Raw genomic sequence first — 25966 nt, 5'->3', positions numbered from 1 at the left:
TCAGGAGGCGGGCGTCGAGCGGCGGGCGCGCCAGGACCGGAACCGGTTCCAGCCCTTCTTCACCTGCCGCATCGCCACGAACAACCCGATCAACCCCACCAGTAACAAGATTCCTGCCACCACGGCAGCGGCTACGGGGGCCAGTGCCGCCATGGTGGCGATGCCGGTGACCGCGACATCCCCCGCAGAGGAGGCGGCCACGTTGGTGAACGGTTCCGGCGAGGTGTTGACCGCCAGCCGCAGCCCGGCCTTGGTCAGGTGGCTCGCCAGGGCGGTGACGCCGCCGACCGCAGCCAGGGCGATCGTCAGCAGATCCCCGTTCGCCCCGGCGTAGACGGCGCCGATGACAGCCCCCGCGAGAGGACGCACGACGGTGGAGACGGTGTCCCAGGCGGAGTCGAGGTAGGGGATCTTGTCGGCCACCACCTCGATGAGGCAGAGCACCGCCATGGCGATCAGGACGTCGGTGCGCTGAAATCCCGCAGGGACGCCTTCCGCGTTGGCGAACCGGCCCAGGACGCCGAGCACCAGCACCGTGCCCCACGCGTTGATCCCGCTGGCCCAACCCGAGGCGAACACGGCCGGAAGCATCTCCATGGCGCCACAGCGTAGTGGTCAGCCGGTGACGTGCCTCTTCCATGCGCCGATGCAGGCGAGCGTCTCGAACCCCAGGGTGTGGTTGATGGCGAGCATGTGCCGGTTCTCGGCGGCGTTCCAGGTCAGGACGCGGGGGGACGTCGGGGCGATCCCATGCCACTGCCGCAGAGCGGCCGCCTTGATCAGGACGCCCAGCCGGTGGCCGCGGTGCGCGCGGGCGACCAGGGTGTCTTCCTGGCCGGTCGCGGAGCCTCGGTCCGGCCCGATGGCGAGTTCGGTGAACGCGACGAGTTCGCCGGTGGCCTCGTGCTGGGCGCACGTCACCAGGATCGTCGTCCCCGCCGCGTCGTGGCGGTCGTCGGCGCGCGCGATCCGGGCGGCGTCCCAGGTCTCCTCGTCGATCTCCAGGTCGGCGCTGGGGGCGTCCGTGCTCATCGCGGCCTTGAGGCGGGCATAGCCGGCTGCGAACTCCGCCGGGGTGCGCCCCAGCCAGCTGACCACCCGGTATCCCGAGGCCGCCGACTGGGCTGCGCGGAGCAGGGCGTCGCGTTCAGCGTCGCCCCGGGTGAGGTCAAGGGCGCTCTTGAACTCGACCTGTTCCAGTGTGTAGCCGCGCGCCTGCAAGAAGTGGGCCACGTGGTCGTGCGGGATGCTGCCGACCCCCGTGGGCGGCGTCAGCCGCTGCCCGGGCGCTTCGGGGTGCTCGGCCCAGATCTGTAGCACCGTGCGTCCGCTGGCCAGGGCGTCGGTCTCGAGTTCCGCCAGCGCGACCGTGCCCAGGCCCTGCCCCCATGCCTCGCGCAGCAGGTCGACCTCCAGGTAGGCCACCCGCGAGGACTCCTCCGAGGGCAGGATCGTGATCGCGCGGCCCACCGTGCGCCCGTCGAGGTCGATGAGCCAGGCGCGGCGCTCCTCGTCCGGGTTGGGTACGTAGTTGGCCAGCATCTCCTCGGGGGTGGAGTCCTCGTCGTGGTTGCCGGTGATCTCGGCGTAGATCTCGTTGCGCAGGCGCGCGAAGGCGATGAAGTCGGCGGCGTCCTGGTCGGTGAGCGCGGCGGGCACGGCGATGCGGCGCACGCGGGTTCCGGGCGGTGGCGTGGTCATGGTGGCTCCTGCGAGGCGTGAACGGACAGCCGCGCGAGATTACGCGGATGCCGTGGCGGCGTCAATCTCCGGCGCCGCCGCGGGCGGGGGCCGGTCGCGTCTCGGGGCTGGTCAGGAGGTCTCTGGCCGGGTGAGGGGTGGGGTGAGCGTGGTCGCCGGGCCGGGCCGGAACAGTTGCGCTGGGCGACCGCCGTCTCGGGTGGTGGTGGCGCCGGTGGGGAGCAGGAAGCCATCGGCGCCGGTGACCTTGCGGTGGAAGTTGCGCGGATCCACCGGCGCCCCCCACACCGCCTCGTAGACGCGGCGCAGTTCGGCGACGGTGAACGCGGAAGGGCAGAAGGCGGTGGCCAGCGGGCTGTATTCGAGCTTGGCACGGGCCCGTTCGACGCCGTCGCGCAGGATCGTCGCGTGGTCGAAGGCCAGGGCCGGTTCGCCGCGCAGCAGGGCATCGGTGGGGAGCCAGCGTGAGCCCGCGGCGTCCGTGCCCGCGACGGGGAGGGGAAGGTCGGGGGCCAGCGCGAGGTAGGCCACCGTGACGACGCGCATCCGGGGGTCGCGCCCGGGCTCGCCATAGCTGCCCAGTTGCTCCAGGTGGACGCCGCCCAGGCGCAGGCCGGTCTCCTCGGCGAGTTCGCGGCGCGCGGCGTCGGCGAGTCCCTCGTCCGCGTGGACGAACCCGCCGGGCAGAGCGGGAGCGCCCGCGAACGGCGCGATGCCGCGGTCGACCACCAGGGCGTGCAGTCGCTCCTCGCGCAGCGTGAGGACGACCAGGTCGACGGTGACGGCGAACGGGGGAAAATCCGAGGTCATGACCCCAGCCTAGCGTGTAATCGTCAGGTTGACGACAAATGTGGAGAGGGGTTATCGTCTTGCCGACGACAACTACTGAAGGAGCACGTCATGGCCGACATCAGCCGCTACCCGTTCTTCCGCCACCTGCGCGGCAACCCCACCGCCTACGTCTCCCAGCTCCGCAACGGCACGGTGGTGCGCGACGGCGTCGGGCTCGCGTTCTGGTTCCGCCCGCTCGGAGCGGTCCTCAGCGAGCTCCCCGTCGACGACCGTGAACTGCCGCTGCTGTTCCACGCCCGCACCGCCGACTTCCAGGATCTGGCCGTCCAGGCGGCGATCACCTACCGGATCGTCGACCCGGCCACCGCGGCCCGCCGCATCGACTTCTCCCTCGACCCCGAGAGCGGGCAGTGGCGGGGCTCCCCGCTGGACCAGGTCGCCGGGCTGCTCGCCGACACCGCCCAGCAGCACGGGCTCGCCACCCTGGCCGGCCTCGACCTGACCACCGCCCTGGCCCGTGGCGTCGCCCCCGTCCGCGACGCGCTCGCCGAAGGGCTGAGTGCCGACGCACGCCTGGCCGAGACCGGTGTGGGCATCGTCGGGGTGCGCGTCATGGCGCTGCGGCCCGAACCCGACGTGGAGAAGGCGCTCCAGACGCCGACCCGGGAACGCGTCCAGCAAGACGCCGACCGCGCCACCTACGAGCGCCGCGCGCTGGCCGTCGAACGCGAACGGGCCATCGGAGAGAACGAGCTGCAGACCCAGATCGAACTCGCCACCCGCGAGGAGGCGCTGGTCGCCCAGCGCGGCCTCAACGACCGACGCAAGGCCGAAGAGTTGGCGGCCGCCTCCCAGATCGCCGCCCAGGCCGAAGCGGCTCGCTCCCGGACGCTCGCCGAGGCGACCGCCGACGCCACCCGCGCCACCGGGCTCGCCGACGCCGACGCGCAACGCGCCAAGCTGGAGGCCTACGCCGACACCCCCGAAGGCGTCCTGCTCGCGCTGGCCGTCCAGGAGTTGGCGGCCAACCTGCCCCGCATCGAGAACCTGGTGCTCACCCCCGACCTGCTCGCCCCGGTGCTCACCCGGCTCGGCCTGGGCAAGGACGCGGCATGAGCGGGCTGCCCCCTCGGGTGGTGATCGTCCACCGCCGCACCGAGTTCACCGCACTGCTGGCCCGGCACGGGACGCGGGGTCAGGCTGCCTTCTTCCTCGCCTCCCGGGGCCGGGATCTGGCCGAGGTGGAGGCGCGACACGATCGGGTGGAGGCGGCGCTGGCGCAGGTCAGCGCCGCCCTCCCGGCCGACTGGCGGGTGGGACGCGTCGAGCGCGCCGACCTGGACCGGTTCCTGTTCGCTCCCGAGGACCGGATCGTCGTCGTCGGCCAGGACGGGCTGGTCGCCAACGTGGCCAAGTACCTCGCAGATCAGCCCGTCATCGGCGTCAACGCCGACCCGGACGCCAACCCGGGCGTCCTGGTGCCGCACCGCCCCGCCGACGTCGCCCGGCTGCTCGCGGGGGAGGCGTCCGTGGCCCCGCTGACGATGGTCGAGGCGGTCGCCGACGATGGGCAGTCCCTGCTGGCGCTCAACGAGATCTACCTGGGCCACCCCAGCCACCAGACCTCCCGGTGGACGCTGCACGTCGACGGCGGCGTCGAGCGGCAGGCGTCCTCGGGGCTGATCGTCGGCACCGGGACCGGCGCCACCGGCTGGTGCGCCTCGGTGGCCCGTTCTCGGGCGGGCGCCCCCGTGCTGCCCGCCCCGACCGCCTCCGAGCTGGCCTGGTTCGTCCGCGAGGCCTGGCCCTCGCCCGCCACCGGCACCGACCGCGTCCAGGGGCTGCTGGGTCCCGGCGACCGGCTCGACGTGGCCGTGGAGACCGACGGCCTGGTCGCGTTCGGCGACGGCATGGAAGGTGACCGCCTCACCCTCGCCTGGGGCCAGCGCGTCAGCATAGGCATCGCCGAGCGACGCCTCTGCTTGGTGCTCTGACCGGGCTGTCGTGCGGGTCCGGCGGGCGTCTTGACGGGCTGTCGGAGCCCCCGCTTATAGTGAAACTCCCATCGAACAAGTGTTCGAATGGTGGAGGTTCGGGGGTGGGTATGCGGCGCTACGACGAGCCGATCGCGGTGCGGTCGGGTGAGGGCGAAGGGGCGGGGAATCCCGTCGAGTTCCTGTGGCGGCGTCGGCTGTGGCGGGTGCTCGATGTCGAGACGCGCTGGCGCGAGACGTCCGACTGGTGGTCGAAGCCGGGGGAGGATCTGCTGGCCGAATCGGAGATCTGGCGGGTGATCGCGGCGTCCGGGCGGGCGGCGGTTCCGGGGGTCTACGAGCTGGCGCATCCGCTCGGCGGCGAGGACTGGTTCCTGCGCGCGGTGGTCGACTGATGGCCGTCCAGGTGCACGACGCCCGCACGGTCGCCGCGGGTGCTGCCGGAGATGTGGATGCGACCCTCACCCAGGCCGAGGTGGCCCTCATGCCTGCGCAACGGTTCGTGATCGCCCACACCGCAGCGCTCCAGGTCGCAGCCTGGGTGCTGGTGCGTCGCCGTGCCCGAGTGGTCGGCCGACCTCCCGTGTGGGGTGTCCTGGCCCGGGTCGCGCCCGAGTTGGCCGAATGGGCGGAGTTCTTCGACGCGCTGCACCTCAAGCGCCGCGCCGTCGAGGCGGGCGCGGTCGGGCTGGTTACCAGCCGCGAGGCCGACGATCTGATCCGCGAGGTGCGCTCCTTCGCTCAGGCGGCCGGGGTCAAGGTGGGTGCGCATGGCTGAGCCGTTCACGCACCTGCGGGTCGCCTCCGGGTACTCGCTGCAGTACGGCGCCAGCCACCCCAGCGTGCTGGTCGGCGCCGCGGCCGGGTACGACATGGACACCCTGGCGCTCACCGACCGCGACGGCCTCTACGGGGCGGTGCGGTTCGCCAAGGCCTGCCTGGCCTCGGGGATCGCCCCCGTCGTCGGCGTCGATCTCGCGGTCGCCGACGCCGACGCGCACCCAGGGCGGCGTGGCGTCGGGCAGCCGCGGCAGCGGGCGGTGGTGCTGGCCTCCTCGCGGGCCGGGTGGGGAGCGCTGTGTCGCCTGGTCACCGCCGCCCACGCGGGCGGGGAGCGCGGTGCCCCCGTCGCGACGCGCGAGCTGATCGGCGCCCACGCCACCGACACCGTCGTGATGCTCGGCCCCGATTCAGACCTGGGGGAGGCGATCGCCGCCCGCGACGAGGCCCGCGCAGCGCGGGTGCTGGCGTCCTGGCGCGAACGCGTCGACGCCGACCAGTTCGTCGTCGGCGTCACCGACCACAGGCTCCCCGGGGCCGGTCCGGGGTCGGCGCGGCTGGCCGGTCGCATGCTCGCCTTCGCCGACGCGCACCGCCTTCCCGGCGTCCTCACCAACGCGGTGCGCATGGCCCGCAAAACGGATGCGCCGATCGCCGACGTGCTGGACGCCGCCCGCAGGCTGGTGCCGCTGGATGCCCGCAACGTCGACCGCCGCAACGCCGAGGGCTACCTCACCTCCGGGGCCGAGATGGCGGCGCGCGCCGCAGACGTGGCCCGGCTCGCCGGACGCCGCGACGCGACCCGGCTGCTGGGTGACACCCGTGCGCTGGCCTTGCGGTGCCGCCTCGACCCGCATGCCGACATCGGCCTGGGCGAGATCCACCTGCCCGAGTTCGCCGTGCTCGGCGGCGTCGGCGACGCGCTCGCCGCGCTCCGCGCCCGCTGCGAGGCCGGACTGAACGCCCGCTACGGCACGCCGAGCCGCGAGGCGTCCGATCGGCTGGCCGACGAACTGGCCGTCATCTCCCAGATGGGGTTCGCGTCCTACTTCCTCACCGTCGCCCACGTGGTCGCACGGGTGAAAGACCTGGGCATCCGGGTCGCCGCCCGCGGCTCGGGGGCCGGCAGCCTGGTCAACTACTGCCTGGGCATCTCGGGGGTCGACCCGATCCGCTACGACCTCATCATGGAGCGGTTCCTCTCCCCGCTGCGCCGGGCCCTGCCCGACATCGACATCGACGTGGAGTCCGCCCGCCGCCTCGAGGTCTACGACCAGGTGTTCGCCGACTTCGGGCAGGAGCGGGTCGCCGCCGTCGCCATGCTCGACACCTACCGCGTCCGGCACGCCATCCGCGACGTCGGCGCCGCCATGAGCCTGCCGCCCGGCGACATCGACGCCATCGCCAAGGCCTTCCCTCACATCCGCGCCCGTGACGTCCGCCACGCCCTGCGCGAACTGCCCGAACTGCGCCGCGCCAACCTGAACGACGCCCAACTGCAGGTGCTGTTCACCCTCGTGGAGGGCCTCGACGGGCTGCCCCGCCACGTCTCCCTGCACCCGTGCGGAGTCATCCTCTCCGATGCCACCCTCGGCGACCGGACGCCCACCGAACGCTCCCTGGGCGGCTACCCGATGAGCCAGTTCGACAAAGACGACGTGGAGGATCTGGGTCTGCTCAAGCTCGACATCCTCGGCATCCGCATGCAGTCCTCCATGGCGCACGCGCTGAACGAGATCGAACGGGTCGGCGGCGGCCGCGTCGACATCGACACCCTCGACCCGTACGACGACGCCGACGTCTACGCCATGATCTCCCGCGCCGAGACCCTCGGCTGCTTCCAGATCGAGTCCCCCGGCCAGCGCGAACTCGTCGGCAAGTTCAGTCCCGACGAGTTCAACGACCTCATCATCGACATCAGCCTGTTCCGGCCCGGCCCGGTCAAATCCGACATGGTGGTGCCGTTCCTGCGGGCCCGCAACGGCTGGGCTGAGGCCTCCTACCCGCACCCCGACCTGATCCCCGCCCTGGCCGAGACCCGCGGCGTCATCGTGTTCCACGAACAGGTGATCAAGGTGGTCGCCGCCATGACCGGCTGCTCGCTGGCCTACGGCGACGAGGCCCGCCGGGCGCTCGGCTCGCCCGCCGGGCAGCAGGAGGTCAAGCGTTGGTTCTTCCCGGCAGCCCGCGAGCGCGGCTACCCCGAACCGCTCATCGTCCAGGTGTGGGGCATCCTCGTCTCGTTCGCCTCCTTCGGGTTCTGCAAGGCGCACGCGGCCGCGTTCGCGCTGCCCACCTACCAGTCGGCCTGGCTCAAACACCACCACCCGGCCGCCTTCCTGGCCGGGCTGCTGACCCACGACCCCGGCATGTACCCCAAGCGGCTGATCCTGGCCGAGGCCCGCCGCCTCGGCGTCCCCGTGCTGGGGCTGGACGTCAACACCAGCCGGGCCGACTACCGGATCGAACCCGTCGCCACTCCCGACGGCGAGGTGCACGGCATCCGGCTGGCCCTGACCGACGTGAAGAACATCTCCGCCGCGCAGATCGAACGCATCGAGGCCGCGCAGCCCTACGCCGGATTGCTGGATTTCTGGCACCGCGCCCAGCCCGGCATCGATGTGGCCGAACACCTCGTGCTCGCCGGCGGCTTCGACGCCCTCTACGGCATCGGCGCGCCGCGTCCGATCGGCGCGCACGGGCGCGTGACCCGCCGCGACCTGCTGCTCACCGTCACCGACCTGGCGCGTGCGGATCGGGTCCAGGCCCGGCAGCACGCCCGCGCCCGCGGGCTGACCGGCGACGGTGCGTCCGGGCGGCAAGCCGTCCAACTCGCCCTCGACCTGGGAACCGTCCTCGGCGAGGGCGACGTGGCCCCCGGCACCGACATCGTCGTGTCCGGGCTGCCCGAGATGACCGAACAGGAACGGATGGCCGCCGAACTGTCGGTGCTCGGGCTGGATGCCACCCAGCACGTCATGGACGAGCATCGGCCCTTCCTGCGGGCGCTCGGCGCCACCGACGCGGCCGACCAACTCACCCGACGCAGCGGTTCCCGGCTGCTGGTGGGCGGGGTGAAGGTCGCCACCCAGACCCCGCCGGTGAAGTCCGGGCGTCGCGTCATCTTCCTCACCCTCGACGACGGCACCGGCCCGGTCGACCTCACCTTCTTCGAGGACGCCCAAGGCGGTTCGGCGACCACCGTGTTCAACGCCTGGCTGCTCATCGGGGTAGGGGAGGTGCGTCGCACCGGCGCCCGCGGGGTGTCGTTGCGCGCCCTGGGCGCCTGGGATCTGCTGCACCTGGAAGCGCTGTGGACCTCCACGCTGGAATCCACCGGCGACGCGCAGGCGGCGATCGCCGCCGTCCACGCCGTCATCGACGCCGATCTGGCAGCCCAGGCCGAGCAGGCCCGGGAGGGTCAGCGCACACGGTGGGCCGACTGGAACGCCAAGTCCGAGGACCGCCCTGAGGACGAGCAGTATCCCGGCGCGGACGAGGGTCGCGCCGACACCGAGCACGCGGCGGCGGCGGGCGGCATGGGGCAACGCCGGGTGCTGGTCCACCCCAGCGGGTTCGTGCAGTCGCCCTACACCGACATCGCCCCGGCGGGCGAGTCGCCGCGGTCCATCCCGCAGCGCTACGCCGATCCCGGTCGCAAGCTGTGGCATTCCAGCCCCGGCTCCTCGGGGCGGTGAACGATGCCCGTCATCTGCCACGTCGACATGGACGCCTTCTACGTCGCCGTCGAGTTGCGCCGTCGCCCCGAACTGCGCGGTCAGCCGGTGTGGGTCGGGGGAGCGACCCGCGGTGTCGTGCTGTCGGCCTCCTACGAGGCTCGCGCCTATGGCGTCGAGGGCGGCATGTCCTCGACGCGGGCGCGGCGGCTGTGCCCCGACGCCGTCGCGATCGCCCCCGACTACGACGCCTACGAGGCGGCCTCGGAGGGGGTGTTCGCGATCTTCTCCACCATCACCCCCTCGGTCGAGCGGGTCTCCCTCGATGAGGGCTTCCTCGACATCACCGGGACGCGGCGGCTGCTGGGGGAGCCCGAGCAGGTCGGGGAACTCATCCGGGCGCTGGTCGCCGACGAACAGGGCATCCCCTGTTCGGTGGGCATCGCCCCCACCAAGCTGATCGCGAAGATGGCATCCAACCACGCCAAACCCAACGGGCTGTTCCGGGTACAGCCCGGGGAGGTGATTCCCTTCCTGCACCCCCTCGCCGTGGAGAAGGTGTGGGGCATCGGCCCCTCCACCACGGCGGCGCTCAACAAGCTGGGTCTCTACACCGTCGGCGAGGTGGCGCACACACCGAAGTCGACGCTGCAGCGGGCGTTCGGCGCCCGCGCCGGGGCGGAACTATGGGAGTTCGCCTGGGGCATCGACGGCCGCCGGGTGGTGGCCACCGAGGCGTCGGAGCGCAGCGTGGGCAGCCAGGAGACCTTCGCCCAGGACACCGACGACCTCGATCTGATCACCACCGAACTGCTGCGGATCAGCGCCCGGGTCGCCTCCCGGATGCGGCTCGCCAGGGTGGTCGGGCGCACCGTGACGCTCAGCCTGCGGTTCGCCGACTTCCGCACCGTGCAGCGATCGCTGACCTTGCCCTACCCGACCGACGTCACCTCCGAGATCCACGCGGCAACACGTCGGCTGCTGGCGGCGTTCCGGCTGGAGCGGCCGCGGCTGCGGCGCGTCGGCGTCCGCGTGGAGAAGGTGCTCGACGTCGATCAGGTCGCCACCCAGCCCGCTTTGGACGAACCCGAGCGCGGTTGGCGAGAGGCCGAGCGCGCCGCCGACGCGGCGATCGCCCGGTTCGGTCCCGATGCCGTCTCCCGTGCGACGCTCACCCGGCGTCGGAGGGCCGGCTGACAGGCCTCGGCGCGGTTCCGTTTGGTGGGTCTGCCGCCTACACTGAGGGCACACTCGCACGAGCGCACCGATGAAGGGAGGCGCGATGGCACTGTCAGAGCACGAACAGCGGCTGCTCGAACAGTTGGAGGCCGCCCTCGCAGCCGATGACCCCAAGCTCGCCAACACTCTGCGGGGGAGCCGTTCCCGGTCCCTGCACCGCCGTCACGCCGCGCTGGCGGGCGTCGGTTTCGTGGTCGGTCTGGTGGCCCTCGTCGCAGGCATGCAGGTCACCTGGGTGATCAGCGTGATCGGCTTCGTGGTCATGCTGGCCTCCACCGTCTTGGCGATCAGCGCCTGGCGTCACGTCGATGCCGGAGCCCAGCCCGCCGCGGGCACCCCGCACAGCGCACCCACCGAACGCGACACCCGGCGGCGTCCCGAGGATCGCTTCTGATCCCCTGATCCACCGACGAACGCCCGGCATGTGATGCCGGGCGTTTCGTCGTCGTGGGCGGCGCAGGCGTGGTCCGCGGCGTCAGACGGCCCGGCGGGGCGCAGCACCGCGCCGTTGCGCCGCGGTGGCGTGCAGGGCCGCGACGATGATCTCGACCTCGTCGCGCCAGGAACCTGCGAGGGCGTACGTCTCCGAACGGTCGAACAGGGCGCGCTCGGACGCGGCGGCAAGGTCACGCAGAGCCGTCTCCGCGGCCGCGTCACCGCCCAGCCGTCCCAGCAGTCGCTCGGCGGCGAACCGGGGTGACCCGTCCGGCCAGGGGAGTTTCAGGTCGGTCACCGAATCCCGCACCTCATCCCAGGCCGCCACGGTGTCCCTCCGCGGGTCCCCCGTCCCTGCCAGCCTGCGCGCACGTCGTCGCGCGCGAGCCCACGACGGCCACAGGCGGACCACGGCGATCCCGGCGGCGAGCACGAGGGCACCGGCCACGATCCACGGCAGCAGTTCGACGACCCCGGTCTCGCCGGGAAGCGGCTCGACGGGAGTGGGCTCCTGGGACGGGCTCTCCTCCGGGGCGGGCTCGGGGGACGTGGTGTCCTGGGTCGGCTGCGCCGTCGCGGACGGTGCTGCGGTTGAGGTGGACGCCTGCCCGCCGGTGGTGTCTCCGCGGGAGGGAGTGGGTTCGAACGCGACCCAGCCCAGCCCGTCGAGCCACAGTTCGGGCCAGGTGTGCATATCGCGTGCGGTGACCTCCCAGCCGTTGTCGGTCCGCGTGCCCGGGACGAAGCCGACCGCCATCCGGGCCGGAATGTCCAGGGTCCGCGCCATCAGCGTCATGGCCCCTGCGAACTGCTCGCAGTAGCCGCGGTGGGAACGGAACAGGAAGTCCTCGATGGTGTCGACCCCATCCCCGACGCCGACGTCCGAGGCCGTGGAGTAGGTGAACCGGTCCGACCGCAGGTACGCCTCCAGGGCCTGCGCCTTCCCGCCCGCCGTCGTCTGATCCCGGGTGATCTCCTGCGCCAGCGCCGCGATGTTGTCGGGCAACCCCGTCGTCCCCGTCGTGAGGTCGCGTCGGGGGGCTTCGTCGGCGGAGGCGCGCGCGATCATCTCGGGGTCGGCGTTCACCTTCAGGCTGGTGACCTGATAGCTGAGGTTCTCGGTGGCCGCGGTGCGGTTGGCACGGTCGAGCGCCATGACGTCGAGGGTGTCGAGGGCGAACCCCCAGTCTCCGGGAGCGCTGATGGCGGTGGGCGCGTAGGGGACGGGCAGCCATTCGCTGCGGAATGCACCCACCTGGACGGATGTGGTGAGGGACTCCCCGAGCGGCGAGCCGGGGACGGCGGGGAACCGGCCGGTGCCGACCCGGACGTCGGACAGCCCGAATCCGCTGCGCGAGAACGACGACAGCGTCGCGAGCTTGAGGTACTCGCCCTCGCCGGTGGGGGTCTGGTAGGTCAACACGACATCGTCGGTGCCCTCCACGAGGTTGCGTTTCAGGTCGAGGCTCGGGTCGTTCATCTGAAGCGGTTCTTGGCTGCGCTGGGGTTCCAGCGGCGGGAACAGTTGCGCGGCAGCGTACGTGACGCCGACGCTCGCCGCGGCGATGGCGATCGTGGTGACCAGAGCGGCGACCTTGGTGGCCCCCGAGCCGCGGGGTGCCGCCGAACCGGCCCACAGCAGGGCGACGCATGCCAGCGCCAGGAGGCAGAACTCGCTGAACAGCATCGACGTGACCAGGATCACCGAGGGCACCAGGTACAGGCTGATGAGCGGAAGGATGCCGAGGGCCGGTTGCCGGGTGGGGAGGGTGAGCGCGGAGGCGAGGACGGCCAGCAGGACGGTCGCCCCCACGATGATGACGCTGACGCCGATGTTCGCGGGGACCGGCGCCGTCGCCGACTGGATGTAGCCGAGACCGGCCACGAAGAACTCGGGCAGGCGCAGCACGGCTGCCGGGCCCGCGAGGGCGGTCACCGTGGCGATGAGGCCGATCCCCCCGGTGAGGAGCGCGAGGAGTTGCGGCCACGGCACGGCGAGCCGATGGGCCGCGCCGCCGACGAGCAGGACGGCGGTCGCGGTGAGGGAGGCCGCCAGCAGGGTTCCGGCGTCCTGGGTGAGCTGGTTCCACGGCCACAGGAGGAGCCAGAAGGAGGCGATCAGCGCCAGCGTCACGCGCCAGGGGTAGCTCATCGTGCACCTCCCGCGTCGGTCCAGGCGCCAGCCAGGGCTTCGCCGCTGCCGGGCAGTGGACGCACCTGCCAGCCGTGGTCGGTGAGGATCGCTCCGCCGACCTCCCAGGCGTCCGCATCCTCCGCGGTCGGGGGGAGCGCGAGGGCGAGCCGGTTCTCGCGCGCCCCCGCGCCGGCGACGAGCGCTTCGGCCACGCTGCGGTCCAGGCTGCCCAGGAGCGCGATGATCAGGTTCTCCCCGCCGGTCTGTGCGAGCGTCGCCGTGGCCTCCAGGAGGTCGGGTTCACCGGTCAGGTCGGCGTCGACCAGCAGGTCCAGCCAGCGGTCCACGGCGTCGGGTGACTCGGCGTCGACGGTGACCGGGGAACTGTCTGCGTCCAGCAGGGTCACGGAGAAGCCGTCGCCGAGCATGCGGACGCCCAGGGAGGCCGCGGCCGAGACGAGAGCCTCGAAGGTGGGGCTGAGCGACCCGACCGCCGGGTGGACGGCCTCTCGGGAGTCGAGCAGCAGCCAGGCGGTCGGATCCCACGCGGCCTCCTCCCGGCGCACCATGAGGGATCCGGTGCGGGCCGTCGAGGGCCAGTGGATGCGCCGGACGTCGTCGCGGGGCTGGTACTCGCGGACCATCACGTCGTCGGGGCCGGACAACGCGGTCTGCGGGATCGGGGTCTCACCGGTGATGCCGTAGGAGTGGGCCGTGCGTCCGGGCAGCCACGTGTGCTGGGGCCGGACGACGACCGGGGTGGCGTGGCCGCCGCGGACCGTGTGCACCCACAACCCCAGAAAGTCGGCGAAGCGGTAGGCGAACCCGGTCAGCGTGAACCGGCCCCGACGACGCGGGTGGAGGTCATACTCCGCTCGGGTGATGTCACCGGACTGGCCGCTCGCGAGCCGGAACGGGACGCCGCGGCCGAGTTCCGGATCCGGGACGTCCTCGGCGAACACCGAGGTGAGGGGGCTGGATCGCAGCGTGGTGACGTCGACGCTGACCTGCATGGGTTCGCCGGCCTGACCGACGGGCGGGTCGAGGGTACGGGAGACGGCGAACCGTGGCGGGCGTACCAGCACCGAGACCAGGGCGATCAGGGGCAGCACCAGGAGAAAGATCGAGGGCCACAGCAGATCCTGGTTGCCGAGTCCCAAAGCGACCAGCAGCAGGGCCACGCCGATGACCCACACGGTGACGGTACGGCCGGTCGGCCGGGGAAGGGACCTCATCGGCGCCTCAGGTGCGCCGTGGGGTCGGGACGCCGGCGCACAGGTCGGTGATGATGTCGGTTGCGCTGGCCTGGGTGGTCTGCGCGCGGTGGCTCAGCAGGACGCGGTGCGCGATCACGGAGGCGGCCAGGGTGCTGGCGTCCTCGGGGATGACGTAGCCGCGGCCGGCGATCGCGGCGCGCGCCTTGGCGGCGCGCAGCAGGTGGAGGCTGGCCCGGGGGGAAGCCCCGAGGCGGAGCAGGTCGCTGGCGCGCGTCGCCGCGACGATTCCGACCACGTAGTCCTTCAGGGCGGGATGAACGTAGACGCGCCCGACGGCCTGACGGGCGGACAGGATGGCTGCCGCGTCGGTGACAGGGCGCACTGCGGCGAGAGGGTTGGCCGCCGCATGGTGGTCGAGCATGTCGACCTCGGCCGATCGGGTGGGGTAGCCCATCGAGATGGACGCCATGAACCGGTCGCGCTGAGCCTCCGGCAGCGGATAGGTGCCCTGCATCTCGATCGGGTTCTGCGTGGCGAAGACCATGAACGGGTCGGGCAGCGCGTGGGTGGAGCCGTCGACGGAGACCTGCCTCTCCTCCATGGCCTCCAGGAGTGCGGACTGGGTCTTGGGGGAGGCGCGGTTGATCTCGTCGCCGATGACGATGTTGGCGAACACGCCGCCGGGCTTGAACTCGAAGGCGCGACTCTGCGGGTTGAACACCGATACGCCCGTGATGTCGCTGGGTAGCAGGTCGGCGGTGAACTGGATGCGGCGCACCGAGCAGTCCAGCGATCGGGCCAGCGTCCGGGCGAGCATGGTCTTGCCGACGCCGGGGACGTCCTCGATGAGGAGGTGTCCGCCGGCGAGTAGGACGACCAGGGCCATGTCCACGGCTTGCGGCTTGCCCTCGATCACTTCGCCGATGGCGGCGCGCAGGTCGTGGGCGAGTGTGGCGACCTCGGAGACGTCGGCGGATGTGGTGTTCGACACACGCGAAACCCTACCGGGCTGTCGAAGTGACGATCCTCCCCTAGGCGCGCGCTCGCGGCCGGACGGCACCTGCCGCGACGTGGTTTCTGCTTGTCACCCGCGCGGGCACGTGTCCGGTTCCTCCTGGGAGCGGGGCGCGCCGGAAGGGGAGGAGTCATTGATGGAAGTGGTGGATTGTGGGGTAATGTGGAGTGCAGTGGAGGGCATGGGTGGCCGAAGGGAGGGTGCATGTTCCTGGGCACGCACTTCCCGAAGGTTGACGACAAGGGCCGGTTCTTCCTGCCTGCGAAGTTCCGCGACGAGCTCGGCGAGGGTCTGATCATCGCCAAGGGCCAGGAGCGGTGCTTGACCCTCTACACCCCCCAGGAGTTTCAGCGGCAGGCGCAGGCAGCCATGAACGGCCCCTCGACCTTGAGGGGCATTCGTGACTTCCAGCGGATGTTCGCGGCTGGCGCCTCGGAAGAGACGCCGGACAAGCAGGGACGCGTGACCATCCCGCCTGTTCTTCGGAACTACGCGGGTCTGGACAAGGAGATCGCCGTCATCGGCGCCTTCAACCGTGTCGAGGTCTGGGACCTCGCCGCATGGGAGGCCTACTCGGCCGAGCAGGACAAGGCGTACGCCGACATGGATGAGGAGATCTTCCCCGGCGGGGAGGCCCGCTGATGAGACACCGCCCGCGCGGTGAGGCTTCGGTCCGACCGTCGCCCTGACGCCACTTCCCCGGTGCCAGGACCTCGGTACGGACCGGAACCCGACCGCACGGACCACAACGAAGGAGGAGGGATCATGGTGCAACCGGCAGCCACGGGGCATGTCCCCGTCATGGCCGAGCGCACCATCGACCTCCTTGCCCCAGCTCTGGCCGAGGGCGGCACCTACGTCGACTGCACGCTCGGGCTGGGCGGACACGCCGAGGCTGTTTTGGCGACGTGCCCGCGGGCACGACTGGTCGGCATCGACCGTGACCCCGATGCGCTCGCGATCGCCCGGCAGCGGCTGGCGCCCTTCGGGGACCGCGTCGCGCTGTACGAGGCGGTCTACGACGAGATCACCGAGGTCCTGGCCGAGGACGGCACGCCGCAGGTGCAGGCGATTCTCGCGGACCTCGGGCTGTCCAGCATGCAGATCGACCGACGCGAGCGCGGGTTCTCCTACGCGGCCGACGCTCCGCTGGACATGCGCATGTCCCCGGGGGCGGGCCGTACCGCCGCCGACGTGCTGAACACGGCCAGTGCCGCCGAACTGACGCGCATCCTCCGCGTGTACGGCGAGGAACGCTTCGCCGACCGGATCGCGCGACGTGTGGTCCTCGAGCGCGAAGCGGAGCCCTACGTCACCTCCGCCCGGCTGGTCGCCACCATCGATGCCGCGATCCCCGCCGCGGCCCGGCACGCGGGCGGGCATCCGGCGAAGCGGACGTTCCAGGCGCTGCGCATCGAGGTCAACGGCGAGCTCGCCGCGCTGGAAGGCCTGCTTCCCGCCGCCTTGGACGCCCTGGCCCCTGGTGGCCGGTTCGCGGTGCTGGCCTACCACTCGTTGGAGGATCGCCTGGTCAAACGCTCGTTCGGCGCGGCCACCACCGACACCGCCCCGCGGGGGCTGCCGGTGGTGCCGCCCGAGCACCGGGCGCGCTTCGTCGCGCTCACGCGCGGCGCCGAGCGGCCCAGCGACGCGGAAGCGCAGGTCAACCCGCGGGCGGCGTCTGCCCGGCTGCGGGCCGTGGAACGACGTGAGGGGCAGCGATGACGGCATGGAACGCGATCAAGCAGGCCCCCCGCAAGCTGGGGGAGGCTGCAGCGAACGCCCGGCCGCATCTGGTCGGGATCAACAGCCCGCCGCGCCGCATGTCCTCGCTGATGTTCGGCGTCGTGATGGTCGCCATCTTGGTGGCCGGCCTGGTCGGGGTGCTCGTGCTGAGCACCGCCCTGCAGACCCGCGAGTTCGAGTTGCGCGCCAAGCAGCGCACCGCCAGCGAGCTGGCCTACCAGGTGTCGGATCTGGAGTCGAAGGTGTACCGGGCCAACGCGCCCCGCGAACTCGGGCGTCGGGCGACCGCGCTCGGCATGGTGCCCAACGCCCACCCCGTGTTCATCGACCTGGGCACCGGCTCGATTCAGGGAACGCCGGTGCCTGCCACGGGCAACGAGATCCCCAGCCTGCGGGTCGCGGGCTCGGCTGCCGCCAGCACCACCCAGGCGTCCGCGGTCAGCACCCAGACGTCCGCGGCCGCCGCAGCCGAGCCCGCCGCAGCGGAACCCGTCGGCACGGCCGAGGTGCAGGCGAGCCCCACACCGTCCACCTCGGCGGATCCGGCCGTTGACGGACAGGCGCACGGATGAGCGGCACGCGGCGTCCCCCCCAATCCGGCCGCGGCTCCTCCTCGAGTTCCACCCGGCGTCCCAGCCAGAAGACGACCAGCGGCGGGTCCGGCCAACGTCGCACTCGCCGCCGCGGAACAGCCGCTGTGGTGTCGCCCACACGACGGCTCCGCGTCCTGATCGTGGTGGTGGCGATCGTGTTCTCGTTCGTCGGCGCCCGCGCGGTGCAGATCCAGGTGTTCAACGGCAAAGCGGTCGCCGCCCAGGCCGCCACGGACATGACGGTGGCACGTTCGGTGCCCGCCGTCCGCGGCACCATCACGGGCCGGGACGGCTCGGTGCTGGCACTCACCGAGGCGACCGTCAACGTGGTGGCCGACCCCAAGCGGATCTCCACCAACGGCAAAGAGGCGTCCACGATGACGCAGGCCGACCGCGACAAGGCGGCGTCGGCGCCGGCCGACATGGCGGCGATCATCGCGCCGGCACTCGGCCTGGACAAGGCCGAAGTCGAGACCAAGCTGCGCAAGACGGACAGTCAGTACCAACTCCTGGCCAAGCAGGTGGCAGCCAGCACCTGGTCGGCGCTCAACGCCACCTTGACCGAGCGTGGCTTCCTGGGCATTACCCGCGAATCCAACCCGAGCCGCGTCTACCCGTACGGGACGGTGGCCAGCAACGTCGTCGGGTTCATGAGCGACGGCAAGGGAGCCGCCGGGCTGGAGCGCTCGCTGGACACCACGCTGACCGGTACGCCGGGCCGCGAGATCTACGAGACCTCCCCGATGGGCAAGATCCCGCTGGGCAACCAGGTGCTCACCCCTGCCGTCGACGGTACCGACGTTCAGCTCACCCTCGACCCCGACCTGCAATGGATGGTCGAGCAGCGGCTCGCCGAACGGGTCAAGGAGGTCAGCGGCAACTGGGGCGTGGCGATCGTCATGGATGTCGAGACCGGCGAACTGCTCAGCATGGCCAACTACCCCTCCTTCGACTCCAACAACCCCGGGGACGCCAACGCGGAGGACACCGGCAACCGGGCGGTCAACGCCGTCTACGAGCCCGGGTCGGTGCAGAAGGTGCTGACCCTGGCGTCGCTGCTGGACGCGGGCCTGACGACCCCGGACACCACGTATTCGATCGGCGGCAGCATCGACGTCGGTGACCACACGGTGAAGGACTCGTTCACCCACGGCAACATCGACATCACCACCCGCGGCATTCTGGTGCGCTCCTCCAACGTCGGCGCCATCACCGCGGCTCGCTCGATGTCCGCCGCCACCCTGCGCGACTACATGGTCAAGTTCGGGCTGGGAACCAAGACCAACCTGGGTCTCCCCGGCGAGCTGAGCGGCTCCGTACCGGCGGCCGACATGGCCCAGTACCAGGCCGACTCCATGGCGTTCGGGTACGGCGTGTCCGTCAGCGCCGTGCAGATGGCGGCCGCGGTGGCCGCGGTCGCTAACGGCGGTGTCTACACGGAGCCGAGCATCGTCAAGGCGACCGGAACCGAGGGGGCCATGAACCCCGTCGAGGCGCCCGCGTCGCATCGGGTCGTCTCGGAGGAGGCCGCCAACGCGGTCGTGAAGATGATGGAGCAGCGCACGATCTACAACGACGCGCAGATCGGCATCCCCGGCTATACCTCCGGCGCCAAGACCGGCTCCGCGCGGCTGGCGTCCACGTCGGGCGGGTACTCGGGGCAGGTGGCCTCCATCGTGGGGGTCGCCCCCGTCGACGATCCGCAGATCCTGGTCTATGTGCTCGTGGCCCGGCCGGACACGGAGGGGGCAGGCCTCGGGATGGCGGGCCCGGTCTACAAGGACATCATGAGCCTGGCGCTTCCCCGCTATGGTGTGACGCCCAGCGCTGAGATCGACAAGACTCAGTTGCCCCTGGTCAAGGAGGAGGAACCGCGTCGATGACCGAGGATCTTCGGCCGTCAGCCACGTCCGGTCTGCCCCTGGCATCCCTGGTGCCGGGGGCGTCGGGCGTCCTCACCGGGGTGTCCCTGGACTCGCGGCGCATCCGCCCTGGCGACCTGTACGTGGGTCTTCCGGGGGCCGCGACGCACGGGGCGCGGTTCGCCGCCGTCGCCGTGGCGGCCGGTGCGATCGCGGTGCTCACCGACGCGGCGGGCGGCGCCCTCGCCGCGGATGCAGGCGTCCCCGTGGCGATCGTGGAGGATCCTCGCGTCGCCATGGCGCGGATCGCCGCCGACGTGTACGGCCGCCCCGCCGAGCGGACCCACCTGTTCGGGGTGACCGGCACCAACGGCAAGACGTCCACGGTGTTCCTGCTGGATGCCGCCCTCACCGCCGTCGGGCTGCGGGTGGCGACCATCGGCACGATCGGCTTCCGGCTGGGCGGAGCGCCCCTGGATGCCCCCCGCTCCACCATCACCACCCCCGAGGCGCCCGACCTGCAGGCGCTGCTGAGCGTCATGGTGGAGGGCGGGGCCGACGCGGTCACGATGGAGGTCAGCAGCCATGCGCTGGCGCTGCACCGCGTCGACGGCATGGTCTTCGACGTCGCCGCGTTCACGATGCTGGGCCACGACCATCTCGAGTTCCACCACACGCTGGAGGCCTACTTCGAGGCGAAGGCGCGGCTGTTCACCGGGGGCCGCTGCCGGGTCGCGGTCATCAACACCGCCGATCCGTGGGGCCGCACCCTCGCCGACCGGGTCCGCAGCGAGGGCGTTTCTGACCTGGTGACCACCCTGGGTCCCGACGCCGACTACCGGGTGCTCCATGCGGAGCCTCGCCCGAGCGGCGGATCGCGGGTGGTGTTGGCCCACCCGGGCGGCGAACTCGACTTCACCACGTCCATGCTGGGCGACTTCAACGTGGCCAACGCCGTCACGGCGCTGGCCATGGTCGGCGCGCGCGGCGGCGATCTCGCCCTGGCGGCGTCGGGACTCGCCGAGGCGCACGTGCCGGGACGCATGCAACGCGTCGACCTGGGCGCCGAGGCGCCGCACGTCGTCGTCGACTTCGCCCACACCCCCCAGGCCGTGCAGGCCGCCCTGGCGGCGCTGCCCGCGACGGGGCGTCACCTCGCCGTCCTGGGGGCGGGGGGAGATCGCGACCCCTCCAAGCGGCGGCCGATGGGACGCGCTGCCGCCTCGGGCGCGGACGTGGTGGTGGTCACCGACGACAATCCGCGTAGCGAGGACCCTGCGGCGATCCGGGCCGAGGTGCTCGCCGGGGCCCGTGAGGTTCCCGGCGTCGAGGTCATTGACGGCGGCGATCGCCGATCGGCGATCGCCGAGGCGCTGCGACGCGGCCGTCCCGGTGACTGGATCGCCGTCCTGGGCAAGGGACACGAGTCTGGCCAGGAGATCGCAGGCGTCATCACCCCCTTCGACGATGTCGCGGTGGTTCGCGACCTGAAAGGCAACTGACCATGGATCCGGTGACGCTCGCACACGTCGCTCACGTCACGGCGGGGCGGCTGGTACGCGCCACGAACGCCGACCACCTCGTCGGGCCCGCGGTGGTGACCGATTCGCGCCACGTCAGCGCGGGAGCCCTGTTCGTCGCGATCCTGGGTGAGCGCACCGACGGGCACGCCCACCTGGGGCAGGCGCGTGAGTTGGGGGCGGGCGCCGCGCTCGTGACGCGGGAGGTGGACGCCGACCTGCCACAGATCGTCGTTGCGGACACCGTCGCTGCGATGGCAGCGCTGGCCCGCGACGTCGTGACCCGCGCCGAGGTCGCCGGGCTGACCGTCGTCGGCATCACGGGGTCCTCGGGCAAGACGTCCACCAAGGATCTGGTCGCGAAGATCCTCGGCGATGCGGGGCCCACCGTCGCCCCGCCCGGTTCGTTCAACAACGAGATCGGGGCCCCGCTGACCGCCTGCCGGGTCACCTCGGCCACCCGGTTCCTGGTCAGCGAGATGGGGGCCCGGGGGCAGGGCCACATCACGGCTCTCGCGCGGATGACGCGCCCGTCCATCGGCGCGGTCCTGAACGTGGGGCACGCCCACCTGGGAGAGTTCGGTTCGGTGGAGGCGATCGCGCAAGCCAAGGGCGAACTCGTCGCAGCGCTGCCACCGACCGGCTGGGCGGTGCTGAACGCGGACGATCCGCGCGTGCTGGGCATGGCCGGGCGCACGACCGCACGCCTCGCGGTGTTCTCCGCCCAGGGCGATCCCGGAGCCCAGACGGGCGCCCTGCGTGTGTGGGCTGAAGACGCGCAGCCCGACGTGCTGCAGCGCTACCGCTTCACCCTGCACGCCGCCGGGGAGGCCCGCGGCCACGTGGGCGTCCGGCTGCAGGTCCTGGGGGAGCACCAGGTGTCCAACGCGCTGGCCGCGGCCGCGATCGCGCTGGCAGCGGGCGTCCCGCTGGACGCCGTGGCCGGATCGCTGTCGGCGGCCACCGCTGCCTCGCGCTGGCGGATGGAACTGGTCACCCGGCCCGACGGAGTGACGATCCTCAACGACGCCTACAACGCGAACCCGGACTCGATGCGCGCCGCGCTGACGACCCTCGCCGGGATCCGTGACGGGTCGGGTCGGCTGCTGGCCGCCCTGGGGGACATGCTGGAACTCGGCGAGGGCGCCGAGGCGGAGCACCGAGCGCTGGGGGAACTGGCAGCACGCCTGGGGATCCAGGTCCTGGCCGTGGGCGACCTCGGTCGGCTCATCGCCGTGGGCGCGACCGATGCCGGGGGCACGGGCGAGTATCTTGCTGACGTGGACGCGCTCACGGGCCGTCTCCGCTCGCTGGTGCGGCCACGCGACGTGGTCTTGGTGAAGGCGTCGCGGGGACTCGCGCTGGAGCGTGTCGCGGAGGCACTCGCCGCCACGACTGATGAAGGGGACCCGGCGTGAGGATGATTCTGTTGGCCGGCGCGCTCGGCCTGATCGGGACACTCCTGGGGACCCGGCTCGCGATCCACGTGCTGGTGCTCAAGGGCTATGGGCAATACGTCCGCGACGACGGGCCCAAAGAGCACTTGAAGAAGGCGGGCACCCCCACCATGGGCGGCATCGCGATCATCGCCTCGGTGGTCCTGTCCTACGCGCTGGCCCACCTCTTCACCTGGACGCCGCCCACCGCGTCGGGGATGCTGCTGCTGGGGCTGTTCGCCGGGCTGGGCTTCGTCGGCTTCCTCGACGACTGGATCAAGATCTCCCGAGCCCGCAGCCTGGGCCTCAACAGCAGGGCGAAGCTGGCCTTACAGACGCTGGTGGCGACGCTGTTCGCGATCGGCTGTTTCGCCTTCCCCAACAGCCGCGGCGTGACCCCGGCCAGCCAGTACGTCTCCTTCCTCCGCGATCTCCAGTGGTTCCACCTGCCCTTGGCGGTGGCCATCTTGTGGATCATCTTCATCATCGCGGCGCTGTCGAACGGCGTGAACCTGTCCGACGGCCTGGACGGGCTGGCCACCGGCCTGACGACGATGGTGTTCGCCGCCTACGCGGTGGTGAACCTGTGGCAGAGCTCGCAAAGCTGCGCGTCCCTGTCGACGGCCGGCCCGCAGTGCTACGAAGTTCGTGACCCCATCGACCTGGCAGCGGTCTCGCTCGCGTTGGCCGGGGCGTGTTTCGGCTTCCTGTGGTGGAACGCCTCCCCGGCGAAGATCTTCATGGGCGACTCGGGCTCGCTGGCCCTGGGCGGGGCGGTCGCCGGGCTGGCGATCCTGACCCGCACCGAGTTGCTCGTCGTGGTCCTGGGCGGCATGTTCGTGCTGATCACCTTGTCGGTGGTCGCGCAGGTCGGCTATTTCAAGCTCAGTGGCGGTAAACGCCTGTTCAAGATGGCTCCGCTGCATCACCACTTCGAGATGAAGGGCTGGGCCGAGCAGACGGTGGTGGTCCGGTTCTGGATCATTTGCGGCATTTTCATCGCCACGGGCATGGGTCTCTTCTACGCGGAATGGGTGGTCGCCGGATGAAGTCCTGGATCGCGGACGCGGATCGGCTGTCGCCCTGGCCGGAGGCGACCGTCGTGGTCGCCGGGTTCGGTGCGTCCGGCTTCGCGGCGGCCGACGGGCTGTTGTCGCTGAACGTGGGCACGATCATCGTGCTGGACGACGCGGAAACCCCGGCGAAGACGGCGCAGGCGGAGCTCCTGCGTCATCTCGGCGTGGATGTCCGCCTCGGCGCGGGAGCCAGCGCGGAGCTTCCCGCTGACGCGGACCTGGTCGTCACCTCTCCCGGCTGGCCGCCGACGGCACCGCTGCTCGCGCAGGCCGTTGCACGAGGGGTTCCCATCTGGGGTGAGGTCGAACTGGCGTGGCGCATGATGCAGCCGGACCGGGTCGTCCCCTGGCTGGGCGTCACCGGGACGAACGGCAAGACCACCACCACCTTGATGCTCGCTTCCATGCTGAGCGCTGACGGGCTGCGCACGGACGCCGTGGGCAACGTGGGGCGCCCGATCATCGAGGCGCTCCTGGACGAGATCGACTACGACGTCTTGGCCGTGGAGTTGTCGAGCTTCCAGTTGCACTGGGCCCATTCGCTGCGACTGCACTCCGCTGCCGTGCTCAACCTGCACCCCGATCATCTTGAGTGGTACACGGCCGAGGCGGACCCGATGGCCGCCTACGCGGCCGACAAGGCGAAGATCTACGAGCGGGTCACGCACGCCTGCGTCTACAACGTCGCCGAGCCGGCGACGGAGGCGATGGTGGCGGAGGCCGACGTCACCGAGGGGGCGCGCGCCATCGGCTTCCGGCTCGACATCCCCGCGCCGTCCATGCTGGGTGTCGTGGACGACCTGCTGGTCGACCGGGCCTTCGTGGAGCAGCGCCGCGACTCGGCGATGCCGGTGGCCTCGGTGTCGGACGTCCACCCGCCGGCCCCGCACAATCTCGAGAACGCGCTGGCGGCGGCGGCGCTGGCCCGGAGCTTTGGCGTCAAGCCGCAGTCGGTGGCCGAGGGATTGCGTGCGCTGCCCGCGGGCGATCATCGCATTCAGACGGTCGCCGACGTGGGCGGAGTGACCTACGTCGACGACTCCAAGGCGACCAACCCGCACGCCGCCGCCTCGTCGATGCGTGCGTTCGACTCGATCGTGTGGATCGCTGGGGGACAGGCGAAGGGCACCAGCTTCGACACTCTCGTGGAGACCTACGGCGAGAAGCTGCGGGGGGCCGTTCTGCTGGGCGTCGACCGCCAGGTGATCGCCGACGCGTTGGCCCGACACGCGCCACAGGTGCCGGTGGTCGTCCTGGACGGCGGAGACACTGGGGTGATGGCGCGGGCCGTCGCCGCAGCAGCCGACCTGGCCCGGCCGGGTGACACCGTCTTGCTGGCACCAGGGTGCGCCAGCCGGGACATCTGGACCGGATACGACGTCCGGGGCGACGATTTCGCGGCGGCCGCGAGGCACGCCGGACAGTGACGAGTGTGAGGGGAGGACGGCCGTGGCGATTCTGACTCCGAGCCGCACCGAACCGTCGGCGCGCCCGGCGCGACGTTCGCCCGGCACGCCGCCGGCCGGGCTGCGCGCCTCGGCCGCGCACTGGCTCGCGCATCCGCTGGCGGACTCCTTTCTGGTGTCGGTGCCTGCGCTCATCCTGATGGGACTCGGGATGCTGATGGTCTGGTCGGCGTCCACGCCGTATGCACAGCGTCAGTTCGGGGACCCCTACTTCTTCGTCGAACGGCACGCCGTCTTCGTGGCGCTCGCGCTCGTGCTCGGCGCGGTGATGTCCCGGCTGCAGGTCAGCACCTATCGCAAACTCGCCTGGCCCGCCTTGTTCCTGGCGGTCGTCGGCATGCTGCTCACGTTCACGTCGCTGGGCTACGGCGTCGGCGGCAACAAGAACTGGATCAACCTGGGGGGCGGCAGCGCATCGATGCTGCGCATCCAGCCCGCCGAGTTCGCCAAGCTCGCGCTGGTGGTGTGGGGAGCTGCGGTGCTCGACACCAAGCGAGCCCTGCTGAACCAGGCCAAGCACGTCGTGGTTCCCTTCGTGGTGTTCGCCTGCGGGTTGATCGGGTTGGTGGTGCTGCAGAAGGATCTCGGGACGGCCATCATCTTGGCGGCCCTGATGCTGGGCATGCTGTGGTGCGTCGGCGCTCCTTTCCGCGTGATCGGCGCGCTGGTCGGCTTGTTCGCTGCCGGCACCGCCGCCCTGGTCTATCTCGAGCCGTCCCGGATGGCTCGCATCTTGGGCTTCCTGGATCCGACCGCCGATCCGACGGGCATCAACCACCAGCCGATCCGCGCCATCTACGGTCTGGCGACGGGGGGCTGGCTGGGCGTCGGGCTCGGGTCGAGCCGGCAGAAGTGGGGGGCGCTGTCGGAGGCGCACACCGACTTCGTTCTGGCGATCGTCGGGGAGGAGTTGGGCCTGCTCGGCACCCTGTGCGTGTTCGCCCTGTTCATCATGCTGGCGTGGGGTGGTTTCCGGATCGCCGTGCGCAGTTCGACGTTCTTCGGCCGTCTGGTCGCCTCGGGCGCCACCTTGTGGCTGACCCTGCAGGCACTCATCAACATCCTCGTCGTCCTCCAGTGGGCGCCCGTGCTGGGCGTGCCGCTGCCGTTCGTCTCCTACGGCGGGTCGGCGATGCTGGCCAACGTCATGGCGGTCGGCGTCCTCGTCGCGTGCGCCCGGGACGAACCGGAGGCCCTTGCCTGGTCGCAGCAACGCGCTCGCTCCGCGTCGCCGCGACGTCGCTTCTCGACGGTCCTGCCGGGCCGTCGCCGTCCCTGAACCA

The 25966-nt window shown here is 71.6% G+C and carries 22 protein-coding genes; 16 read left to right on the top strand and 6 right to left on the bottom strand.

The genetic code is table 11. From position 1 onward, the window contains the following. The 3 genes from V7E09_RS00690 to V7E09_RS00680 form a co-directional block, all read right to left on the bottom strand. Entirely contained in the window at positions 1-597 is a 597-nt protein-coding gene (locus V7E09_RS00690) for a DUF4126 domain-containing protein (protein ID WP_324510582.1), read from the bottom strand. A gap of 18 nt (positions 598-615) precedes the next feature. Next, complete coding sequence (locus V7E09_RS00685) at positions 616-1701, bottom strand: GNAT family N-acetyltransferase (RefSeq protein WP_324510581.1); 1086 nt, start codon at positions 1699-1701, stop codon at positions 616-618. A 111-nt stretch (positions 1702-1812) separates the two neighbouring features. Then, positions 1813-2511: an NUDIX hydrolase gene (locus V7E09_RS00680; protein WP_324510580.1), complete on the bottom strand. Its 699-nt coding sequence runs from the start codon at positions 2509-2511 to the stop codon at positions 1813-1815. Between the two features lie 90 nt (positions 2512-2601). On the opposite strand from V7E09_RS00680, the gene V7E09_RS00675 reads away from it, so the two are divergent. The 7 genes from V7E09_RS00675 (at position 2602) to V7E09_RS00645 (ending at position 10577) form a co-directional block, all read left to right on the top strand. After that, complete coding sequence (locus V7E09_RS00675; protein WP_324510579.1) at positions 2602-3609, top strand: SPFH domain-containing protein; 1008 nt, start codon at positions 2602-2604, stop codon at positions 3607-3609. Further along, the gene (locus tag V7E09_RS00670) at positions 3606-4487 is read left to right on the top strand and encodes a hypothetical protein (RefSeq protein ID WP_324510578.1); all 882 of its coding nucleotides are present in this window, start codon (positions 3606-3608) and stop codon (positions 4485-4487) included. The genes V7E09_RS00675 and V7E09_RS00670 overlap by 4 nt, the downstream gene beginning before the upstream one ends. Before the next feature lie 110 nt (positions 4488-4597). Then, positions 4598-4882: a DUF6504 family protein gene (locus tag V7E09_RS00665; protein WP_324510602.1), complete on the top strand. Its 285-nt coding sequence runs from the start codon at positions 4598-4600 to the stop codon at positions 4880-4882. Further along, positions 4882-5265: an SAV_6107 family HEPN domain-containing protein gene (locus V7E09_RS00660; RefSeq protein WP_324510577.1), complete on the top strand. Its 384-nt coding sequence runs from the start codon at positions 4882-4884 to the stop codon at positions 5263-5265. Before V7E09_RS00665 ends, V7E09_RS00660 begins: the two co-directional genes overlap by 1 nt. Beyond that, on the top strand, positions 5258-8965 hold the full coding sequence (locus V7E09_RS00655; protein WP_324510576.1) for a DNA polymerase III subunit alpha: 3708 nt from the start codon (positions 5258-5260) through the stop codon (positions 8963-8965). Before V7E09_RS00660 ends, V7E09_RS00655 begins: the two co-directional genes overlap by 8 nt. Before the next feature lie 3 nt (positions 8966-8968). Further along, a complete protein-coding gene (gene dinB, locus V7E09_RS00650) occupies positions 8969-10141 on the top strand; it encodes a DNA polymerase IV (protein WP_324510575.1) in 1173 nt (390 codons plus the stop codon). An 85-nt stretch (positions 10142-10226) separates the two neighbouring features. Then, the gene (locus tag V7E09_RS00645) at positions 10227-10577 is read left to right on the top strand and encodes a DUF3040 domain-containing protein (RefSeq protein WP_324510574.1); all 351 of its coding nucleotides are present in this window, start codon (positions 10227-10229) and stop codon (positions 10575-10577) included. An 81-nt stretch (positions 10578-10658) separates the two neighbouring features. On the opposite strand, the gene V7E09_RS00640 is transcribed toward V7E09_RS00645, so the two are convergent. From V7E09_RS00640 to V7E09_RS00630, 3 genes are read right to left on the bottom strand one after another with little or no spacing between them, the layout of a single operon-like run. Further along, positions 10659-12770 (bottom strand): transglutaminase family protein, encoded by a 2112-nt coding sequence (locus V7E09_RS00640; protein WP_324510573.1) that lies wholly within the window; start codon positions 12768-12770, stop codon positions 10659-10661. After that, the gene (locus V7E09_RS00635) at positions 12767-13987 is read right to left on the bottom strand and encodes a DUF58 domain-containing protein (protein ID WP_324510572.1); all 1221 of its coding nucleotides are present in this window, start codon (positions 13985-13987) and stop codon (positions 12767-12769) included. Before V7E09_RS00635 ends, V7E09_RS00640 begins: the two co-directional genes overlap by 4 nt. A gap of 7 nt (positions 13988-13994) precedes the next feature. Further along, positions 13995-14960 (bottom strand): AAA family ATPase, encoded by a 966-nt coding sequence (locus tag V7E09_RS00630; RefSeq protein ID WP_324510571.1) that lies wholly within the window; start codon positions 14958-14960, stop codon positions 13995-13997. A 228-nt stretch (positions 14961-15188) separates the two neighbouring features. Between V7E09_RS00630 and mraZ the strand changes: the two genes are divergently transcribed. The 9 genes from mraZ to ftsW all read left to right on the top strand — a co-directional run bounded on the left by mraZ (position 15189) and on the right by ftsW (position 25962). Then, the gene (mraZ, locus tag V7E09_RS00625; RefSeq protein WP_324510570.1) at positions 15189-15626 is read left to right on the top strand and encodes a division/cell wall cluster transcriptional repressor MraZ; all 438 of its coding nucleotides are present in this window, start codon (positions 15189-15191) and stop codon (positions 15624-15626) included. A 123-nt stretch (positions 15627-15749) separates the two neighbouring features. Next, on the top strand, positions 15750-16709 hold the full coding sequence (rsmH, locus tag V7E09_RS00620) for a 16S rRNA (cytosine(1402)-N(4))-methyltransferase RsmH (protein ID WP_324510569.1): 960 nt from the start codon (positions 15750-15752) through the stop codon (positions 16707-16709). Further along, positions 16706-17302, top strand: coding sequence for a hypothetical protein (locus V7E09_RS00615; protein ID WP_324510568.1), 597 nt, complete (start codon positions 16706-16708; stop codon positions 17300-17302). Before rsmH ends, V7E09_RS00615 begins: the two co-directional genes overlap by 4 nt. A 128-nt stretch (positions 17303-17430) precedes the next feature. Continuing rightward, the gene (locus V7E09_RS00610; protein WP_324510567.1) at positions 17431-19206 is read left to right on the top strand and encodes a peptidoglycan D,D-transpeptidase FtsI family protein; all 1776 of its coding nucleotides are present in this window, start codon (positions 17431-17433) and stop codon (positions 19204-19206) included. Between the two features lie 38 nt (positions 19207-19244). Next, complete coding sequence (locus V7E09_RS00605) at positions 19245-20687, top strand: UDP-N-acetylmuramoyl-L-alanyl-D-glutamate--2,6-diaminopimelate ligase (protein WP_442956812.1); 1443 nt, start codon at positions 19245-19247, stop codon at positions 20685-20687. Positions 20688-20689: 2 nt separating this feature from the next. After that, positions 20690-22123, top strand: coding sequence for a UDP-N-acetylmuramoyl-tripeptide--D-alanyl-D-alanine ligase (locus V7E09_RS00600; protein ID WP_324510565.1), 1434 nt, complete (start codon positions 20690-20692; stop codon positions 22121-22123). Then, positions 22120-23190, top strand: coding sequence for a phospho-N-acetylmuramoyl-pentapeptide-transferase (gene mraY / locus V7E09_RS00595; RefSeq protein WP_324510564.1), 1071 nt, complete (start codon positions 22120-22122; stop codon positions 23188-23190). The genes V7E09_RS00600 and mraY overlap by 4 nt, the downstream gene beginning before the upstream one ends. Then, complete coding sequence (gene murD, locus V7E09_RS00590) at positions 23172-24644, top strand: UDP-N-acetylmuramoyl-L-alanine--D-glutamate ligase (RefSeq protein ID WP_324510563.1); 1473 nt, start codon at positions 23172-23174, stop codon at positions 24642-24644. The genes mraY and murD overlap by 19 nt, the downstream gene beginning before the upstream one ends. A gap of 22 nt (positions 24645-24666) precedes the next feature. Continuing rightward, positions 24667-25962: a putative lipid II flippase FtsW gene (gene ftsW, locus V7E09_RS00585; protein WP_324510562.1), complete on the top strand. Its 1296-nt coding sequence runs from the start codon at positions 24667-24669 to the stop codon at positions 25960-25962. The last annotated feature ends 4 nt before the right edge of the window (positions 25963-25966 follow it).

This window comes from Propioniciclava sp. (assembly GCF_036744435.1).
GTDB lineage: Bacteria > Actinomycetota > Actinomycetes > Propionibacteriales > Propionibacteriaceae > Propioniciclava.
Note: the sequence above shows the minus strand (reverse complement) of the source record. Positions and strands in the feature narration are given on the sequence as shown.

Bases quoted from the DNA above. Each gene is read 5' to 3' on its own strand.
- V7E09_RS00600 (WP_324510565.1), top strand. From the start codon at position 20,690: ATGGATCCGGTGACGCTCGCACACGTCGCTCACGTCACGGCGGGGCGG.
- V7E09_RS00655 (WP_324510576.1), top strand. From the start codon at position 5,258: ATGGCTGAGCCGTTCACGCACCTGCGGGTCGCCTCCGGGTACTCGCTG.
- V7E09_RS00660 (WP_324510577.1), top strand. From the start codon at position 4,882: ATGGCCGTCCAGGTGCACGACGCCCGCACGGTCGCCGCGGGTGCTGCC.
- V7E09_RS00645 (WP_324510574.1), top strand. From the start codon at position 10,227: ATGGCACTGTCAGAGCACGAACAGCGGCTGCTCGAACAGTTGGAGGCC.
- mraZ (WP_324510570.1), top strand. From the start codon at position 15,189: ATGTTCCTGGGCACGCACTTCCCGAAGGTTGACGACAAGGGCCGGTTC.
- dinB (WP_324510575.1), top strand. From the start codon at position 8,969: ATGCCCGTCATCTGCCACGTCGACATGGACGCCTTCTACGTCGCCGTC.
- V7E09_RS00680 (WP_324510580.1), bottom strand. From the start codon at position 2,511: ATGACCTCGGATTTTCCCCCGTTCGCCGTCACCGTCGACCTGGTCGTC.
- V7E09_RS00665 (WP_324510602.1), top strand. From the start codon at position 4,598: ATGCGGCGCTACGACGAGCCGATCGCGGTGCGGTCGGGTGAGGGCGAA.
- V7E09_RS00675 (WP_324510579.1), top strand. From the start codon at position 2,602: ATGGCCGACATCAGCCGCTACCCGTTCTTCCGCCACCTGCGCGGCAAC.
- V7E09_RS00690 (WP_324510582.1), bottom strand. From the start codon at position 597: ATGGAGATGCTTCCGGCCGTGTTCGCCTCGGGTTGGGCCAGCGGGATC.
- murD (WP_324510563.1), top strand. From the start codon at position 23,172: ATGGGTGGTCGCCGGATGAAGTCCTGGATCGCGGACGCGGATCGGCTG.
- rsmH (WP_324510569.1), top strand. From the start codon at position 15,750: ATGGTGCAACCGGCAGCCACGGGGCATGTCCCCGTCATGGCCGAGCGC.
- V7E09_RS00640 (WP_324510573.1), bottom strand. From the start codon at position 12,770: ATGAGCTACCCCTGGCGCGTGACGCTGGCGCTGATCGCCTCCTTCTGG.
- V7E09_RS00685 (WP_324510581.1), bottom strand. From the start codon at position 1,701: ATGACCACGCCACCGCCCGGAACCCGCGTGCGCCGCATCGCCGTGCCC.
- V7E09_RS00670 (WP_324510578.1), top strand. From the start codon at position 3,606: ATGAGCGGGCTGCCCCCTCGGGTGGTGATCGTCCACCGCCGCACCGAG.
- V7E09_RS00635 (WP_324510572.1), bottom strand. From the start codon at position 13,987: ATGAGGTCCCTTCCCCGGCCGACCGGCCGTACCGTCACCGTGTGGGTC.
- V7E09_RS00615 (WP_324510568.1), top strand. From the start codon at position 16,706: ATGACGGCATGGAACGCGATCAAGCAGGCCCCCCGCAAGCTGGGGGAG.